Annotated in this window: 13 protein-coding genes; 11 read left to right on the plus strand and 2 right to left on the minus strand. The window is 63.7% G+C overall.

Translation table 11 applies throughout. From position 1 onward, the window contains the following. The first annotated feature begins 30 nt into the window (after positions 1-30). The 11 genes from FAZ95_RS33060 to FAZ95_RS33110 all read left to right on the plus strand — a co-directional run bounded on the left by FAZ95_RS33060 (position 31) and on the right by FAZ95_RS33110 (position 11,669). The gene (locus tag FAZ95_RS33060; RefSeq protein WP_137336603.1) at positions 31-1,431 is read left to right on the plus strand and encodes a DUF8689 domain-containing protein; all 1,401 of its coding nucleotides are present in this window, start codon (positions 31-33) and stop codon (positions 1,429-1,431) included. 33 nt (positions 1,432-1,464) lie between these two features. Then, positions 1,465-2,304: a Flp pilus assembly protein CpaB gene (gene cpaB / locus FAZ95_RS33065; RefSeq protein ID WP_137336604.1), complete on the plus strand. Its 840-nt coding sequence runs from the start codon at positions 1,465-1,467 to the stop codon at positions 2,302-2,304. A 103-nt stretch (positions 2,305-2,407) separates the two neighbouring features. Further along, on the plus strand, positions 2,408-4,345 hold the full coding sequence (locus tag FAZ95_RS33070) for a type II and III secretion system protein family protein (RefSeq protein ID WP_137336605.1): 1,938 nt from the start codon (positions 2,408-2,410) through the stop codon (positions 4,343-4,345). Positions 4,346-4,366: 21 nt separating this feature from the next. Continuing rightward, a complete protein-coding gene (locus tag FAZ95_RS33075; protein WP_137336606.1) occupies positions 4,367-4,681 on the plus strand; it encodes a hypothetical protein in 315 nt (104 codons plus the stop codon). Between the two features lie 23 nt (positions 4,682-4,704). Then, on the plus strand, positions 4,705-5,967 hold the full coding sequence (locus FAZ95_RS33080) for a Tad domain-containing protein (RefSeq protein ID WP_137336607.1): 1,263 nt from the start codon (positions 4,705-4,707) through the stop codon (positions 5,965-5,967). A 41-nt stretch (positions 5,968-6,008) separates the two neighbouring features. Further along, positions 6,009-6,527 (plus strand): TadE/TadG family type IV pilus assembly protein, encoded by a 519-nt coding sequence (locus FAZ95_RS33085; protein ID WP_137337725.1) that lies wholly within the window; start codon positions 6,009-6,011, stop codon positions 6,525-6,527. Then, on the plus strand, positions 6,524-7,000 hold the full coding sequence (locus FAZ95_RS33090) for a TadE family protein (protein WP_437437758.1): 477 nt from the start codon (positions 6,524-6,526) through the stop codon (positions 6,998-7,000). The genes FAZ95_RS33085 and FAZ95_RS33090 overlap by 4 nt, the downstream gene beginning before the upstream one ends. A 27-nt stretch (positions 7,001-7,027) precedes the next feature. After that, a complete protein-coding gene (locus FAZ95_RS33095) occupies positions 7,028-8,236 on the plus strand; it encodes a CpaE/TadZ family protein (protein ID WP_137336608.1) in 1,209 nt (402 codons plus the stop codon). 20 nt (positions 8,237-8,256) lie between these two features. Next, the gene (locus FAZ95_RS33100) at positions 8,257-9,624 is read left to right on the plus strand and encodes a TadA family conjugal transfer-associated ATPase (RefSeq protein ID WP_137336609.1); all 1,368 of its coding nucleotides are present in this window, start codon (positions 8,257-8,259) and stop codon (positions 9,622-9,624) included. A gap of 52 nt (positions 9,625-9,676) precedes the next feature. Further along, a complete protein-coding gene (locus tag FAZ95_RS33105) occupies positions 9,677-10,654 on the plus strand; it encodes a type II secretion system F family protein (RefSeq protein WP_137336610.1) in 978 nt (325 codons plus the stop codon). Between the two features lie 49 nt (positions 10,655-10,703). Continuing rightward, positions 10,704-11,669, plus strand: a complete 966-nt coding sequence (locus tag FAZ95_RS33110) for a type II secretion system F family protein (RefSeq protein WP_137336611.1) — start codon at positions 10,704-10,706, stop codon at positions 11,667-11,669. Between the two features lie 578 nt (positions 11,670-12,247). Here the strand turns inward: FAZ95_RS33110 and FAZ95_RS33115 are convergent. Both FAZ95_RS33115 and FAZ95_RS40585 read right to left on the minus strand, forming a co-directional pair. After that, positions 12,248-14,728: a GcvT family protein gene (locus FAZ95_RS33115; RefSeq protein WP_137336612.1), complete on the minus strand. Its 2,481-nt coding sequence runs from the start codon at positions 14,726-14,728 to the stop codon at positions 12,248-12,250. Between the two features lie 280 nt (positions 14,729-15,008). After that, positions 15,009-15,281: an SDR family oxidoreductase gene (locus FAZ95_RS40585; protein ID WP_302674744.1), complete on the minus strand. Its 273-nt coding sequence runs from the start codon at positions 15,279-15,281 to the stop codon at positions 15,009-15,011. Between the last annotated feature and the right edge of the window lies 1 nt (position 15,282).

The following is a 15,282-nucleotide window of genomic DNA, read 5'->3' on the forward strand; positions in this document are numbered from 1 at the left end:
CAATCGAGTGAGGGGACAGGGAGAGAGGCCATGAATGAACAGAATTCCGAACACGGCTGCGCGCAGGTTACACACCTGCACCAATCCGGGCTGCCGCGCGGACGCATTGCGGAGGCGCCGAGCGTTTCGCTGCGCGCCCCCCGCTCACTCGCCGACACGGGTTTGCCGCCCGTGTTCGTGGGCCGCCTCGTGCTCAAGTCCACGCTCTTGAACGGCAAGTCGAGTTTCTCCGATCTCTCCGAGCGGCACCGGCTTCCGGTCTCGGTGCTCGAGGACGTACTGGCGTTCCTCGTGCGCGAGCGACTTGCCGAGATTACCCATCGCGGCGCCACCGACATCGACGTTCATTTCCGCCTCACGGAAGCCGGACGTGACCTTGCTGTCGATGAAATCTCGCGTTGCAGCTACTGCGGCCCGGCACCCGTTGCATACGAGAACTATGTCGAGATCGTGCGCGAGCACTCGGTGCGCCGGCAGCGCATCTCGCAGTCCGACGTACGCGCCGCGTTCCGTGACCTGCGCATCGACCCTGCCTTGTTGGATGCGGCTGCCGCCTCGCTCAACGCCGGGCGGCCGTTGCTGCTGTACGGCCCGGCCGGCAGCGGCAAGACGTTCCTCGCCGAACGGCTCGGACTGCTGCTGCAAGGGGACGTGCCGATTCCGTACGCCATCTACGTCAGCGGCGAGATCGTGCAGCTGTACGACCCGCTGCTGCACCACGACGCCCCCGCGGCCAGCTCCGCGGCCGCAGGCGACAAGCGCTGGCGCATGTGCCGCCGGCCCGTCGTGATCTCGGGCGGCGAGTTGACGCTCGAGGGGCTCGATCTGCGCTATGACGCCGCTGCGGGCTTTTATCAGGCGCCGCCGCACATGAAGGCAAACATGGGCCTCTATATCGTCGACGACCTCGGACGCCAACGAGTCGCCGCGCAGGACCTGCTCAACCGCTGGATCATGCCGCTCGATCGTGCCGTCGACTTGTTCACCCTGCAGTCGGGCTCGCGCTTCTCCGCGCCGTTCGACGTGTGGCCGGTGTTCTCGAGCAATCTCGATCCCGCCGCGATCGGCGACGAAGCGTTCTTGCGCCGCCTCGGCTCGAAGCTGCATATCGGTCCACTGCCGCTCGATAGCTACCGGGCCGTGTTCGAAGCGCGTTGCGCCTCGCTGGGGCTCGCCGTCACGCCAAGTGCGTTCGACTACCTGCTGCACAACCTGCACATGGTGAACGGCAAGCCGTTTCTCGCCTGTTACCCGGGCGACCTGCTCAGCCTGGTGAACGCGTCCGTGGACTACCGCGGTGCCGCGCGCGAAGTGACCGAAGAAGGGTTGCGCGAAGCGTGGGACAGCTACTTCGGTGCGGTCACGGATCACAACAGCCGTTATCCGCCGGCCATCGAACGACCCGGCAAAAAGCTTGCCGCCGGCGAATAGGCCGGCGCCCCATGATCCACGAGGAGTCTTGCCATGAAAAACAGTCGCGCTCTCATCATGCTGGCGATGGCCATGCTGGCCGGCCTGGCCGCCGTCGTATTCGCATCTCGATGGTTGATGCACACCTCGTCGGGTTCGATGACGACCGTCGCCGTCGCAGTAGACGACATCAATCTTGGCCAGCCGCTTAGCTCGAACCTGATTCGCACCGTCAGCTGGCCCACGTCCAGTGTTCCTCCGGGCTCATTCGCCGACGTGAAGGCGCTCGACGGTCGCGTTGTGCGCACGAGTCTCGCTCGCGGCGAGCCGGTGCTCGAATCGAAGCTCGCGCCGCTTGGCACGAAAGGCGGCCTCTCTGCCGTCATCAACGACGGCGATCGGGCGATCACGGTCCGCGTGAACGACGTGATCGGCGTGGCGGGCTTCGCATTGCCGGGTAACTACGTCGACGTCATCGTCAACACGCAACAACCCGAAAGCAAGAACGACCAGCAACAGAGCATCTCGAAGATCGTGCTCGAGAAGATCCTGGTCCTCGCCGTGGCCCAGCAAGTCAGTCGCGACGACACGCAGCCGAAGGTCGTCAACGCGGTCACGCTCGAAGTCACGCCCGATCAGGCGGAAAAGCTCGATCTCGCGCGCAGCGTCGGCACGTTGTCGCTGGTTCTGCGCAATCAGGTCGACAAGGACACGCTGACCACGAAGGGCGCAACCAAGCTCACGCTGCTTGGCACGCCGCCGGTACCGGCGTCGGCGCCCGCAGCCGCGCCGCGGCCAGCGCGCGTGCGCTATGCACGCGCCGAGCACGCCGAATCGAAGCGCGACTGTGTCGGCGTGCTCGCCGGTGTCAAGGGCAGCGTCGAATGCTTTTAACGCACGCGGCGCCGCGGCACGCTGACATTTAGCCGCGTCGCACGATGCAGGCAGGTATGAAAAATCACGATGCGCACGCATCGAGTAACGGGGGCATGACGAAATGAAAACGAGACTGGAGTTCTCATCCGACCGGGGTCCGCGCCGCAGCAAGCTGAGCAGCGCGGTCATGGCCGCCATGTTGGGCGCGGGGCTGCTGGCTACGCAGCCGGGCAGCGCGCAAGTCGTCGTCGAGAGCGGCGCGCTCGCCAAGGGCAACACCGTCGCGGTGACGCAAATGGGCCGCAGCCCGACGAAATTGACCATCGCCGCGGCATCCACGCCAGCCGGCGCTCCACGCCCGGCCGCAATCCCGCAGCCTCCCGTCGCCGAGGGTCCGCTGCGCGGCCCGAACTGCGTCGGCGAGATCCGCGGCGAAACCACCGTCGTCGTGCCGCTCGGCAAGTCGATGCTCGTGCCCACGGACGAGCCGGTGCGCAACCGGACCCTAGGCAATCCCGCGATCGCGCAGGCAACCATGGTGTCGCCGCAAAGGCTTTACATTCTCGGCCAGTCGGTCGGCACGACCAACATGATCATCCAGGGAAGAAGCGGCGCGTGCCAGATCATCGACGTCGTCGTCAACGTGGACGCGGGCGGGCTGCAGGCATCGCTGTCGCAGTTGATGCCCAACGAACGCAATATTCGGGTGTCAACGGCCGCAAATAACCTTGTTCTCCTCGGCCGCGTGTCGAGCGCGCAGGCAGCGCAAGAAGCGCTCGATATCGCAAAGGCGTACACCCAGAGCAGCGGCACAGACGACCCAAGCAAAAGCGGCGGCGTGCTGAACATGATGACGGTCGATTCGCCGCAGCAAGTGATGCTCGAAGTGAAGGTCGCGGAAGTGTCGAAGACACTGATCGATCAGCTCGGCTCGTCGCTGACCCTTCAGGGCGGGTTCGGCTCGTGGACCGGCTCCCTCGTGAGCACCTTGCTGTCGGGCGCTTCCACCATCCTGACGGGCACCAAGTCGAACAACCTGCCGATTTCGATGTCCATCGACGCGCAAAAGACCGACAACCTCACCAAGATCCTGGCCGAGCCGAATCTCGTCACGATCACCGGCCAGGAAGCCTCGTTCCTCGCCGGCGGCAGGGTGTTCATTCCCGTGCCGCAAAGCAACGCCAACGGCGGAACCACGATCACGCTTCAAGAGGAAGAGTTCGGCGTCGGGCTCAAATTCACGCCGACGGTGCTCGGCAACGGCCGCATCAACCTGAAGGTCGCGCCGGAAGTGTCAGAGCTCTCGCCGACGGGCGTAACGGTAACCGCTACCGGCACGAGCAGCACGGCGATCCTGCCGCTCATCAACACACGCCGCGCGTCGACGACCGTGCAAATGAACGACGGTGAATCGTTCGCGATCGGCGGGCTCATCAGCAACAATGTCACGGGCGCCCTCAAGGCATTTCCGGGTCTCGGCGAGTTGCCCATAATCGGGGCGCTCCTGCGCAGCACGTCGTTCCAGCAGGACCGCACGGAGCTCGTGTTCGTCGTCACGCCGCATCTCATCAAGCCGCTTCCGAACCAGAACTATCCGTTGCCGACCGACAGCTTTACGCAGCCCAACGAGGCCGACGTGTATGCCACAGGCGACATGGAAGGCCGCGGCGCCTCGCGCGCGAAAAGCGCGGCTCCGGCGAGCGGCGCACCAGGCAACTCGTCGACGCAGCCGCCCGCTCCGGCGGGCTCGCAAGCGGGCGTGCCGTCGCCGGCACCGGTGCCGCGCGCGCCGACGGCTCCGGCCGATGCGCGGCTTGCGCCGCATGACCCGCCCCACGCCGGCCCGGCGCCCGCTTCGCCGAGTTCGCCGAGTTCGCCCGATACCGCCAAGCAGCAAACGAGCGCCGTCCAGCCGCCCGCGAGCCAATCCGCACCGGCACCAGACGCGCAGGCGGCACGCGTCGCGCGCATTGAAGCGGACGCCGCCCGGATCGCCGAGCAAGAGAAGCAGCGCGCGATCGCGATATCGAGCGCGTCAAACGGGACGATCAAGCAGTGACGTGATACCAAGGGGAATCTCATGAAACTCGATTGCATTGTTTTCGCACGCCGGGCACTCCTCATCGTGTCGGCCTGCGCAGTGCTCGGCGGCTGCATGTCGAGCTCGCCGATCTGGGACGCGCATTTCGGCGAATCCGTCAGAGCCATCACCCGGGCGCAAATCATCGATCCGCAGGCCGGCGAGCACCGGCCGTCGACGCCCGGCATCGATGGTAATTCCGCTGCTTCGGCAATGGACGCATACGATAAGTCGTTTAAAGCGCCCGTGCCGGCAGCCAATCCGTTCGTCATCGGCATCGGCGGTGGCAGCGGTGCCGGTGGCGGCGGACAGTGATACCCATGCAGACGGAGATGATCATGCGTCGCGAACTTCAATCCCGTGTGCAACGCCGGACTCGTCAGTCCGAGCGCGGTGCCGTGGCCGTACTCGTGGCACTCGCACTCGTCGCGCTCATTGGAGCTGTCGGGCTCGCGCTCGATCTCGGCAAGCTCTATGTCGTCAAAAGCGAATTGCAGAACAGTGCAGATTCGTGCGCATTGGCTGCGGCCCGCGACCTGACGGGAGCAACGATCAACCTCTCCGTCTCCGAGGCGTCCGGCATTACCGCCGGACACCTCAACTACGCATTCTTCCAGAGCTCCCCGGTGCAACTGGCCGTCAACAACAACGTGACGTTCACCGATGCGCTGACCGACCCGTTCCTGCCGAAAAACTCGGTCACCAATCCGTCGACAATCAAGTACGTGCAGTGCACCACCTCGCTCTCGAACATCGCGAACTGGTTCATCCAGGTACTCGACATGCTGCCGGGCGTGAATGTCGCCAACGCGTCGGTGTCGGCCAACGCGGTGGCCACGATCAGCCCCGCGCAAACCACGTGCGCGATTCCGGTATTCGTCTGCAAGGCAGGCACCCAGGTCACCCCGGCAATTCCCAATCAAAGCTATACGCCGGGCCAGTGGATCGCATCGAAAGCCGGCTCGCCGCCCAGTTACGGGAACGGTAACTTCGGGTGGGCCGCGCTCAACGGCACCACAAACGCGAACGACATCAGGAACGAGCTGACCAGCAACTACTGCAACCTCCCGGCCATTGGCTCGACCGTCGGCTCCCCGGGCAACAAGCTCACGGACGACGGCGCTTGGAACTCACGTTTCGGCATCTATCAGAACCCGTACTCGCAATCGAGCGATGCGACCGATTTCACGGGATATGCGTACACGGCCCATAGCTGGCTAGCGCAAGCCAACGCATACAGCGACTTCGTCAGCAAGCGGGCCACGTTCACGGCGTATCAGGGTGACGGGAACGGGACCACGCAATCAGGTCTGACATTGAAGGGTTCCTCTTCGGGCACCGTCTACACGGCTGGCGCCGACCGGCGCCTCGCGCTCGCCCCCGAGGTCGACTGCGGCCAGCTATTGGTCCCGGGGGGGCACTCCGCAAATATTCTCCAGTGGGATTGCGTCCTGATGCTCGATCCGATGGACAAGGCGGGCGACCCGGTTCATCTGGAGTACGAAGGCAACACAACGGACCCGACCATGCCGTGCGCGACGCACGGTATCCCGGGCAACAGTTCATCGGTCGGGCCGCTGGTTCCGGTTCTGGTGCAATAGACGAGGCGACCATGAAAACCCGCTCCTCCTCGCGCAAGTGCATGCACGGCGCAGCCGCCGTCGAGTTGGCGCTGATGCTGATTGTGCTCGTTCCGCTTGCCCTCGGAGTGGCCGAGTTCGGCCACGCGATCTCGCAGTACGAAACGCTCACCAAGGGCACGCGCGACGCGGCGCGCTACCTCTCGACGTACCTGCCGAGCGACCCGGCGTACCCGCTTGCGCAGGCGCAGTGCCTCGCCGTGTACGGCAGCGCGACCTGCCCCACCGGCAACGCCACGCCGCTCGTCACCGGCCTCACGACATCGATGGTCGTGGTGTGCGACGCCGTAAACACCACGAATTGCCAGGACACGACGGACCCGACCCTGTTCGCCAGCGTACCGACCTACGACTCGAACAACGGCGCGGCCGGTGGCACTCAGTCGGGCAGCATCAACGTGGTCGAGGTCAAGATCAAAGGCTTCAAGTACCAGCCGATCGAGCCGTTCTTCAATCCGACGCTCAATCTCGCGCAACTGATCTTCAACGACATCTTCACCGTCATGAGGCAAGTATCATGAGCACTGTCATGGAGCAGCGTGCTGGCGCCATCCGTTCGCGGCGGCGCAGGGAGCGCGGCGCCGCCATGGTCGAGTTCGCGCTCGTCGCGGCCGTCTTCTGCACGCTCCTGATCGGCGCCTTCGAGTTCGCCCGCGTGTTGTTCTACTGGAATACGGCCGGTGAAGCGATGCGCCTCGGCGCGCGCACCGCCGTCGTATGCGACGCGGACGCATCGGTGATCAAATCGAAGATCACCTCGTTGCTGCCCCTCCTCGCCAACTCGAACGTGACGCTGAGCTACACGCCGGCCGGCTGCGACTCGGATCCGACCACGGCGCGCAACACCTGCACGTTCGTCACAGTCAGCGTCACTAACGTACAGGTGCAGACGATGATTCCATTCGTCCCCCTCACGCTCACGATGCCGCCACTCAGCACCACGTTGCCGCGCGAGAGTCTCACGACGGCCACGGGCGGCACAGTCTGTCAATAATTTTCGATAGTTCGGCGGGACACCATCATGATCGATCTCCTGAGCATTTCCAAGGACGCCACGCGGCTCGCCGAGGTCGCGCGCCTGATCGGCGAATGCGGCAACTACCGGGGGACGCGTGCCGTCGCCACCCCGTCCCAGCTCCTCGAGCGAGGGGACAGTCTCGACGCGTTCGACGTCCTGATCGTCGATGCCCTATCGCTTCAGGACGCCGACTTGCCGGTCGTCGCCGATTTGTGCCACCGGCATGGGCATCTCACATGCATTCTGCTGATTCCGGATGCGTCGCCGGAGACGCTCATTGCCGCGATGCGCGCCGGCTTTCGCGACGTGATCCACTGGCCGCTCGATCAGCGCGCGCTTCGCGACGCGCTGCAGCGTGCAGAAAACCGGCGTGCGCTGCACGACACGCACGAGACCCGTATCGTGTCGTTCATGTCATGCAAGGGCGGGACGGGGACGAGTTTCATTGCCAGCAACGTCGCGCACGCGCTTTCGACGACGCTGCAAAAGCGCGTGTTGCTGATCGACCTCAATCAACTGTTCGGCGACGCCGCCTTTCTTGTTACGAACGAAACACCGCCTTCGACGCTGCCGCAGATGTGCGGGCAGATCGCGCGGATGGATTCCGCCTTCCTCGACGCTTGCCTGCTTCATGGCAATGACAGGTTCGATCTACTCGCCGGCGCGGGCGATCCGGTCAAGGCTGCCGACATCAAGTTGGAAACACTCGAATGGATCCTGGGCGTTGCGGTACCCCGCTACGACTTCGTGATCTTCGATCTCGGCCAGAGCATCAATCAGCTTTCGATACTCGCGCTCGATCGCAGCGACGAAATCCACATCGTATTGCAGCCCAGCATGCCGCACGTGCGCGCAGGGCGACGCCTGCAGGAAATCCTGGCGTCGCTCGGCTATTCCGCCGACCGGATGCGGCTGTTGCTGAACCGGCATTCCCGCCACGGCGAACGTGCGCGTGCCGCGATGGAGGAAGTCCTGGGCATGCAACCCTACGAGGTGCTTCCGGAGGACGCCGCGACCGTGGCCGCAGCGATGAACGAAGGGGTGCCGGTGTCACAGATCGCCCGTAACAGCGGCGTGGCACGCAGTGTGCAGAAGCTCGCGCAAAACATCGTCAACCACGGGCCCGCGCCCACGCGCGCCCACGCACGCGGCGAGTCATTGGTCACCCGCTTCTTCGGCCGCAATGCGAACCCGAAGCTCAAGACCATGTAAGAAACGACTAGGAGAGCACCATGTCTTTGCGTGAACAGATATCCTCACAATTGGTGAAGCCATTCGGAGAACGAAACGGCGGAGCGAACTCGCACAAGGGGATGGCTAGCACCGCATATCAGCAACTCAAGCGAGAGGTCCATCATTTGGTGCTCGAGCACGTCGAACTGGAACGTCTCTCGAGACTTCCGGTCGATCAGGTCCGTCAGGAAATCGGCACCCTTATCGGACGCATTCTCGAAGAAGAGAAAGCACCCGCCAACGATGTTGAACGCAAGCAACTGGTCGTCGACGTGTATGACGAGATGTTCGGCTTCGGTCCGCTCGAAGTGCTGCTTCGCGACCCGACCGTATCCGACATTCTCGTCAATACGTCCAAGCAGACGTACGTCGAACGCAAGGGCCGGCTCGAATTGACCGACGTGACGTTCTACGACGACGCGCACTTGATGAAAGTGATCGAGAAGATCGTTTCGCGCGTCGGACGGCGCATCGACGAATCGAGCCCAATGGTCGATGCGCGCCTGCCGGATGGCTCGCGGGTCAATGCAATCATCCCGCCCACCGCGGTGGACGGGCCGCTCGTGTCGATCCGGCGCTTTGCTGTGAATCCGCTGCAGGTGTCTGACCTGATCCAGCTGCAGACCCTCACGCCGCCGATGGCGGAGCTGCTCGATGCGCTAGCGCGCGCGAAAGTCAACATCCTCATTTCGGGCGGCACCGGCAGCGGCAAGACGACCCTTTTGAACATTCTGTCCGGCTTTATTCCGGCCGACGAGCGCATCGTGACAATCGAAGACGCGGCGGAACTGCAACTGCGGCAGCCGCATGTGCTCAGACTCGAGACGCGTCCGCCGAACATCGAGGGACGCGGCGAGGTCACGCAGCGCACACTCGTGCGCAACGCCCTGCGGATGCGCCCCGATCGCATCATTCTCGGGGAAGTGCGCGGCGCGGAAGCGCTCGACATGCTGGCCGCCATGAATACCGGCCATGAGGGTTCCCTTGCCACGATCCACGCGAACACGCCGCGCGATGCGCTCACGCGTCTCGAGAACATGATCAGCCTTGGTGGCATGTCGCTTCCGCCGAAGACGATGCGCCAGCAGATCGCGTCAGCGATCTCGGTGGTCATCCAGGCCTCCCGGCTAAACGACGGTCGGCGCAAGATCGTCAGCATTCAGGAGCTGACCGGCATGGAAGGGGAGATCATCAACATGCAGGAGGTGTTTACGTTCAAGCGAACCGGAGTCGACCAGAACGGCACCGTGCGCGGCCATTTTTGCGCGACCGGCGTGCGGCCGAAATTCGTCGAGCGGCTGCAGGCATTCGGCATCAGCCTGCCGGATCAGATCTACGACCCCTCACGACGCTTCGAAACCACGTGATCAGCATAGCCCGACGCTTCGGCTGACCCTCTCAAGGTCTCAGGAGACCTGTATGGACCCGATCTTCTACGCGTTTGTCGTCCTGGTGTTCGTGGCCGTGGTGCTTGCGGTCGAGGGCATCCATCTATGGTGGAGCAGCCATCACGGCACCGCCGCCCGGCGTATCGAAGCGCGCATCCGCGCGTTGTCCGCGGGTGGCCAGGTGCAAAAGGAGCGTCTGACGATCCTGAAGGATCGCATGTTGGGCGAATCGAACTCGCTCGAGAAGCTGGTGATGCAGCTGCCGCGAGTCAAGACGCTCGATCTTCTAATTCAGCAATCGGGGCTGAGCTGGTCCGTTGCGCGGTTGATCCTCACGAGCCTGACCATCCCGCTGATCCTGCTCGCCGCCGCCACCTTCCTGCCGGTGCCCATGGCGTTCGCCGCCCTCGCCGCACTGGCATCGGGCGCCCTGCCCTATCTCTACGTCAACCGCCAGCGCACGAAGCGGCTGCGCAAGCTCGAAAAGCAATTGCCCGACGTCGCCGACACGATTGGCCGGGCGCTGCGTGCGGGCCACGCGTTCCCCAGCGCGATCGGCATGGTGAGCGCCGAGTTCGCCGAGCCGATGGCCGGTGAATTCCGCATCACGTTCGACGAAATCAACTATGGCGTGGCACTGAACGAAGCATTGATGAATCTTGCGACGCGTGTGCCGATTCGCGATTTGCGCTATTTCGTGATCGCCGTGCTGATCCAGAGGGAAACGGGAGGCAACCTCGCTGAGGTCCTGGACGGTATCTCGTTTCTGATCCGCGAGCGATTCAAGCTGTTCGACAAGGTTCGGGTTCTGGCCGCCGAAGGCAAGATGTCCGCATGGGTGCTTGGCTTGCTCCCGTTCGTGACGGCAGGGGCCATGATGGCGCTGAATCCGACTTTCCTCGAAGTGCTCTGGAAAGACCCGGCCGGCCTGAAAGTGATCGCAGCGATGGCTGTCATGATGATAGTCGGCGTGTTCTGGATGCGGCGAATCATAAGAATTCGCGTGTAATCGCGCGAGGTCCGGGCGCGATGCCGATCAAAGATAGCAAGGAGATGTCATGCAATCATCCAATACGATAAACATGCTGTTGCTCGTCGGTCTGTTCGCCGTCGTGTTCGCGGGAGCGCTCGGCGTCATGCTTTTACTCGCGCCCCGCGACATGCGACGGCGTATCGAGCAGGCGGGCGGCGTGCGGGTTGCGCCGCAGTCCGAATCCATGCCGACCGGGACGGTATGGCTCGAAAAGATTGCGGACATTTCGCAGCCCATTGCGAAACTGTCGGTTCCCAAAGAAAACTGGGAGAACTCGGTGTTGCGCGTGCGCCTGATGAATGCGGGTTGGCGAGCGCCCGGCGCCGCAGCCATCTATTTCGCGGCGAAAACGATGCTCGCGATGACCTTGCCGCTCGTGGCGCTGATTTGGCTTGCCGGCACCTCGCTCGCCGCGAATCCGCTCGGACTGTCCGCCATCCTGATCGGCTTGGGCGGATTCGGCTACTACTTGCCTAACGGCGTGCTCGATCGCCGCATCAAATCGCGTCAGCGCACGATTTTCGAGGACTTTCCCGACGCGCTGGATCTGCTGACCGTCTGCATCGAGGCCGGTCTGAGCCTGGACGCCGGACTCATGAAGGTCGCCGAGGAGATCAAGCTGCGCAGCGCGATAGTCGCGGGCGAGCTCGAACTGATGCTGCTCGAGTTGCGCTCCGGATTTACGAAGGAAAAAGCATTGCGCAACCTCTCGCTGCGCACGGGCGTCGAAGATATCGATTCGTTCAGCACCATGCTGATTCAGGCTGAACGCTTTGGCACGAGCATCGGTGATTCGCTGCGCGTGCTGTCCGACACGCTGCGCACGCGGCGCCGGAGCCGCGCCGAAGAGCAGGCGGCGAAGATCGCCGTGAAATTGCTGCTCCCGCTTGCCTTCTGTATTTTTCCAGCCTTGCTCTCGGTATTGCTCGGACCGGCGTTCATTCACGTCTATCGGATTCTCTTGCCGACGATGAGCGGGTCCGGAGGATGACGCCGCGCCGGCCTGATTTTTCGGCGGCGATGTTGCGTTCGCGGGTGCTGTTTCGGTGCGCTCCTTAGCGCGAGCACTATCGAGCGTATCGGGATGTCGTCCGATATCGGTTGATTCCCTTCGTGTTTTGACGGGGCGAGCGTGCCGCCCGCCGGCAAGCCCGATCCGATATTCGGCCATTCGTTGAATACCCGCATCCAAGCACTCCAACACACTTCTGGAGGAGACAAAATGAAAACAGTGCAATGGATTACCGCGTTTGCCATCGGCTTGATGACAACTGCGTCCGTATCGGTCTATGCCGGCCGCGGTGGTGGCAGCATGGGTGGCACCGGGGGCTAGCCGACACTGAACTTGTGGCACCGCTCTGCCTGGCAGTGCGGCGCGTGTTCGCGGGCCCCGTAACGGCCCGCTTTTTTTAAACGCAACTTCTCAATTCGAAGAACCCCCGCCAGCTCGTGCTTCCAACGATGCTGGCTTTCGATGGGCGGCTTGTTATGCGCCCATCCTTTTTTTGGTGCGTTCGAATCGCGCGATCGCAGCGAGGCGTGACTTAAGGCGTTGCCTTTGCCAAGACGCTAGGATTTGACGCGCTCGCCAGCCGGATCGTACGGCGCCTTCACATGCACGGTCACATCGAGCCGCTCGCCCGCGAGATCGATCTGATACCGGCCGCTCTTCAAATAATCCGTGTCCACTGCAGCGCCATCGGCACTGACGTACCCGAGCGCCACCGGGCACCCCAGCGTATGGCCGAACGCCGCCGAACTGACCGAGCCCACCGCCACGCCGTCGCGCAGAATCGCCTCGCCGCCCCATAGCATCTTGTCGCTGTGTCCGTCGACGGTCAGCGCGACGAGCCGGCGCGTCAGCGGCTTGCCTTGGCGCTCGAGCAGCGCCTCGCGTCCGCGAAACGGAATGTCCTTACCGAGCTTGCACGCGAACGCGAGCCCCGCTTCGAACGGATCGCGATCGGGCGACAGCTCGCGTCCCCACGCGCGATACGCCTTCTCGATACGCAGCGAATCGAGCGCGTAGTACCCCGCGTTGACGAGACCGAACGCGGCGCCCGCCTCCATCAGCGTCTCGTAGACGCCGACCGCGAATTCCACCGGCACGTACAGCTCCCAGCCGAGTTCGCCGACGTAGGTGAGACGCGTCGCGCGCACCGTCGCGTAGCCGATGTCGACCTCGCGGCTCGTGCCGAACGCAAACGCTTCGTTCGAGAAATCGCTCTTCGACACGTGCTGCAACAGCGCGCGCGAATTCGGCCCCATCACGGCGAGCACCGCGTATTGGCCGGTCACGTCGACGACCGTGCAGTGCTTGTCGGCGGGCAGATGCTTTTCGATGAAGTCGAGATCGCGCACGGTTTGCGCCGAACCCGTGACGAGCAGGTATTGATCGTAGGCGAGGCGTGTCAGCGTGAAATCCGATTCGTAGCCGCCGCGCTCGTTGAGCATGCCGGTATAGACGGTCTTGCCCGGCTCGACCGCCACGTCGTTCGCGACGAGCCCTTGCAGCACGGCTTCGACGTCGCGTCCTTTGAGCAGGAATTTCGAAAACGACGTCAAATCGAACAACGCCACGCGCTCGCGGCAGGCGCGATGCTCGGCCGCGCTCCATGCATGCCAGTTTTGCTGGCCGAAGCCGTATTGAATCGCGGGCGTCTCGCCCTTCGGCGCGAAGAAGTTCGCGCGTTCCCAGCCCATCTTGCTGCCGAAGCACGCGCCCGCGTCGCGCAAATGCGCGTAGAGCGGCGAGCGCCGGAACGGCCGCGCCGTATCGAGTTCACGATTCGGCCAGGGCATCGCGTAGTGCAGGCCCAGTGTCTCCTTCACGCGATCGTGCAGCCATGTGTCGTTGCCGTTGAAGCGCGCGAAGCGGCGGATGTCGACGGGCCACAAGTCCATCGTCGGCTCGCCCGCCATGATCCATTCGGCGAGCGCCATCCCGGCGCCGCCCGCCGATGCGATCCCCATCGAATTGAAACCCGCGCCGACGTAGAAATTTTTCAGCTCAGGCGCTTCGCCCACGATGAAGTTGTTGTCGGGCGTGAACGACTCCGGGCCGTTGTAGAACTGCCGCACCTGCGCCGTTTCGAGCGCGGGCACGCGAATCAGCGCGTTCTGCATCAGGATCTCGAACTGATCCCAATCGTCGGGCAGCAACTGGAATTCGAAGTTCTCGGGAATGCCGTCCATGCCCCACGGCTTCGCGTTGGGCTCGAAGCCGCCCATCACGAGGCCGCCCACTTCTTCCTTGAAGTAGATGTAGCCGTCCGGATCGCGCATGACCGGCAAGTCGGGATGCACGCCGGGAATCTTCTCGGTGACGATGTAGTAGTGCTCGGCCGAATGCAGCGGCACCGTCACGCCGCACAGGCGGCCGATCGCCTTCGCCCACTGGCCGCCGCAATTCACGACGATGTCGGCGCCGGTCGTGCCTTCGTCGCCGTCCTTGGTGCGCCACATCACGCCGGTCGCTTTGCGGCCGGCGTCCGTGCGCTCGGTGTCGATGCCCGTCACGCGCACGTTTTCGACGATGCGTGCGCCGCGCATCCGCGCCCCGCGTGCGAGCGACTGCGTGAGATCGGTCGGGTTCGCCTTGCCGTCGCCGGGCAGCCAGACGGCGCCGAGCAGATCGTCGGTGCGCATCACGGGCCACAACTCGCCCGCCTGGCTCGCGCCGATCACGTCGCACTCGACGCCATACGCGCGTGCGACCGCGGCGGTGCGCTTCAGTTGCGTCATGCGCTCGGCGGTACGCGCCACCGACAGCGAACCGCACTGCTTCCAGCCCGTCGCGAGGCCGGTGTCCGCTTCGAGTTCGGCGTAGAGCTGGGTCGAATAGCGGATCAGCTTCGTCATGCTCTCCTGCGAGCGCAATTGGCCGACGAGCCCTGCCGCGTGCCAGGTCGTGCCGCACGACAACTGGCCTTGCTCGAGCAGCGTCACGTCGGTCCAGCCGGCCTTCGCGAGATGGTAGGCGACGGAACAGCCGACGATGCCGCCGCCGATGATGACAACGCGCGAATGCGAGGGAATGCCAGAGCTCATGGAGGTCTCGAATAAGGGCGAAACGGGGATGACGGAATGCTTGCGCGCGCAATCGGCGCTGCGTTACGGCGCAACATAATGCCACTATATGTGTCATGTTGCCACATTCACGTGGCAAAAAAATGACCGCCGGCTCTCGCGCGGCGGTCGGTATTTCAATCTGGGGCCATCCGAGGGGCAAGACGTTCAAACCGGGGGATTGCCCGTCTCAGCCAGGACCGGTTGTCCGAAATTTGTGGATATTTTTCGGACATTCTTTCCCTTCACTGGGCCTCGAGGCTCAAACCTGGCCAATGCCGCCGTCGTTCATCAAATCCGCACCCGTCATGTAGGAACTCTGGTCCGATGCCAGAAAGAGCGCCGAGCTAGCCATCTCCTCAACCCGCGCGAGCCGGCCGAGCGGGACCATGCTTTGATACATGCTCACCAAGTCCTCGCGAGTCGCTGACTGAGCGTCGAGAATCGGGGTCCGACTTCTTCGCGACGGCTCTCCCGCAGCGTCTTTAGGGTCTCGCTTGATCGGGAATCGATCGCCGTTCGGCGATCGATCCATC

Origin of the sequence: Trinickia violacea, from assembly GCF_005280735.1 — a bacterium.
GTDB classification, from domain to species: domain Bacteria; phylum Pseudomonadota; class Gammaproteobacteria; order Burkholderiales; family Burkholderiaceae; genus Trinickia_A; species Trinickia_A violacea.

Bases quoted from the DNA above. Each gene is read 5' to 3' on its own strand.
- FAZ95_RS33060 (WP_137336603.1), top strand. From the start codon at position 31: ATGAATGAACAGAATTCCGAACACGGCTGCGCGCAGGTTACACACCTG.
- cpaB (WP_137336604.1), top strand. From the start codon at position 1,465: ATGAAAAACAGTCGCGCTCTCATCATGCTGGCGATGGCCATGCTGGCC.
- FAZ95_RS33070 (WP_137336605.1), top strand. From the start codon at position 2,408: ATGAAAACGAGACTGGAGTTCTCATCCGACCGGGGTCCGCGCCGCAGC.
- FAZ95_RS33075 (WP_137336606.1), top strand. From the start codon at position 4,367: ATGAAACTCGATTGCATTGTTTTCGCACGCCGGGCACTCCTCATCGTG.
- FAZ95_RS33080 (WP_137336607.1), top strand. From the start codon at position 4,705: ATGCGTCGCGAACTTCAATCCCGTGTGCAACGCCGGACTCGTCAGTCC.
- FAZ95_RS33085 (WP_137337725.1), top strand. From the start codon at position 6,009: ATGCACGGCGCAGCCGCCGTCGAGTTGGCGCTGATGCTGATTGTGCTC.
- FAZ95_RS33090 (WP_437437758.1), top strand. From the start codon at position 6,524: ATGAGCACTGTCATGGAGCAGCGTGCTGGCGCCATCCGTTCGCGGCGG.
- FAZ95_RS33095 (WP_137336608.1), top strand. From the start codon at position 7,028: ATGATCGATCTCCTGAGCATTTCCAAGGACGCCACGCGGCTCGCCGAG.
- FAZ95_RS33100 (WP_137336609.1), top strand. From the start codon at position 8,257: ATGTCTTTGCGTGAACAGATATCCTCACAATTGGTGAAGCCATTCGGA.
- FAZ95_RS33105 (WP_137336610.1), top strand. From the start codon at position 9,677: ATGGACCCGATCTTCTACGCGTTTGTCGTCCTGGTGTTCGTGGCCGTG.
- FAZ95_RS33110 (WP_137336611.1), top strand. From the start codon at position 10,704: ATGCAATCATCCAATACGATAAACATGCTGTTGCTCGTCGGTCTGTTC.
- FAZ95_RS33115 (WP_137336612.1), bottom strand. From the start codon at position 14,728: ATGAGCTCTGGCATTCCCTCGCATTCGCGCGTTGTCATCATCGGCGGC.
- FAZ95_RS40585 (WP_302674744.1), bottom strand. From the start codon at position 15,281: ATGGATCGATCGCCGAACGGCGATCGATTCCCGATCAAGCGAGACCCT.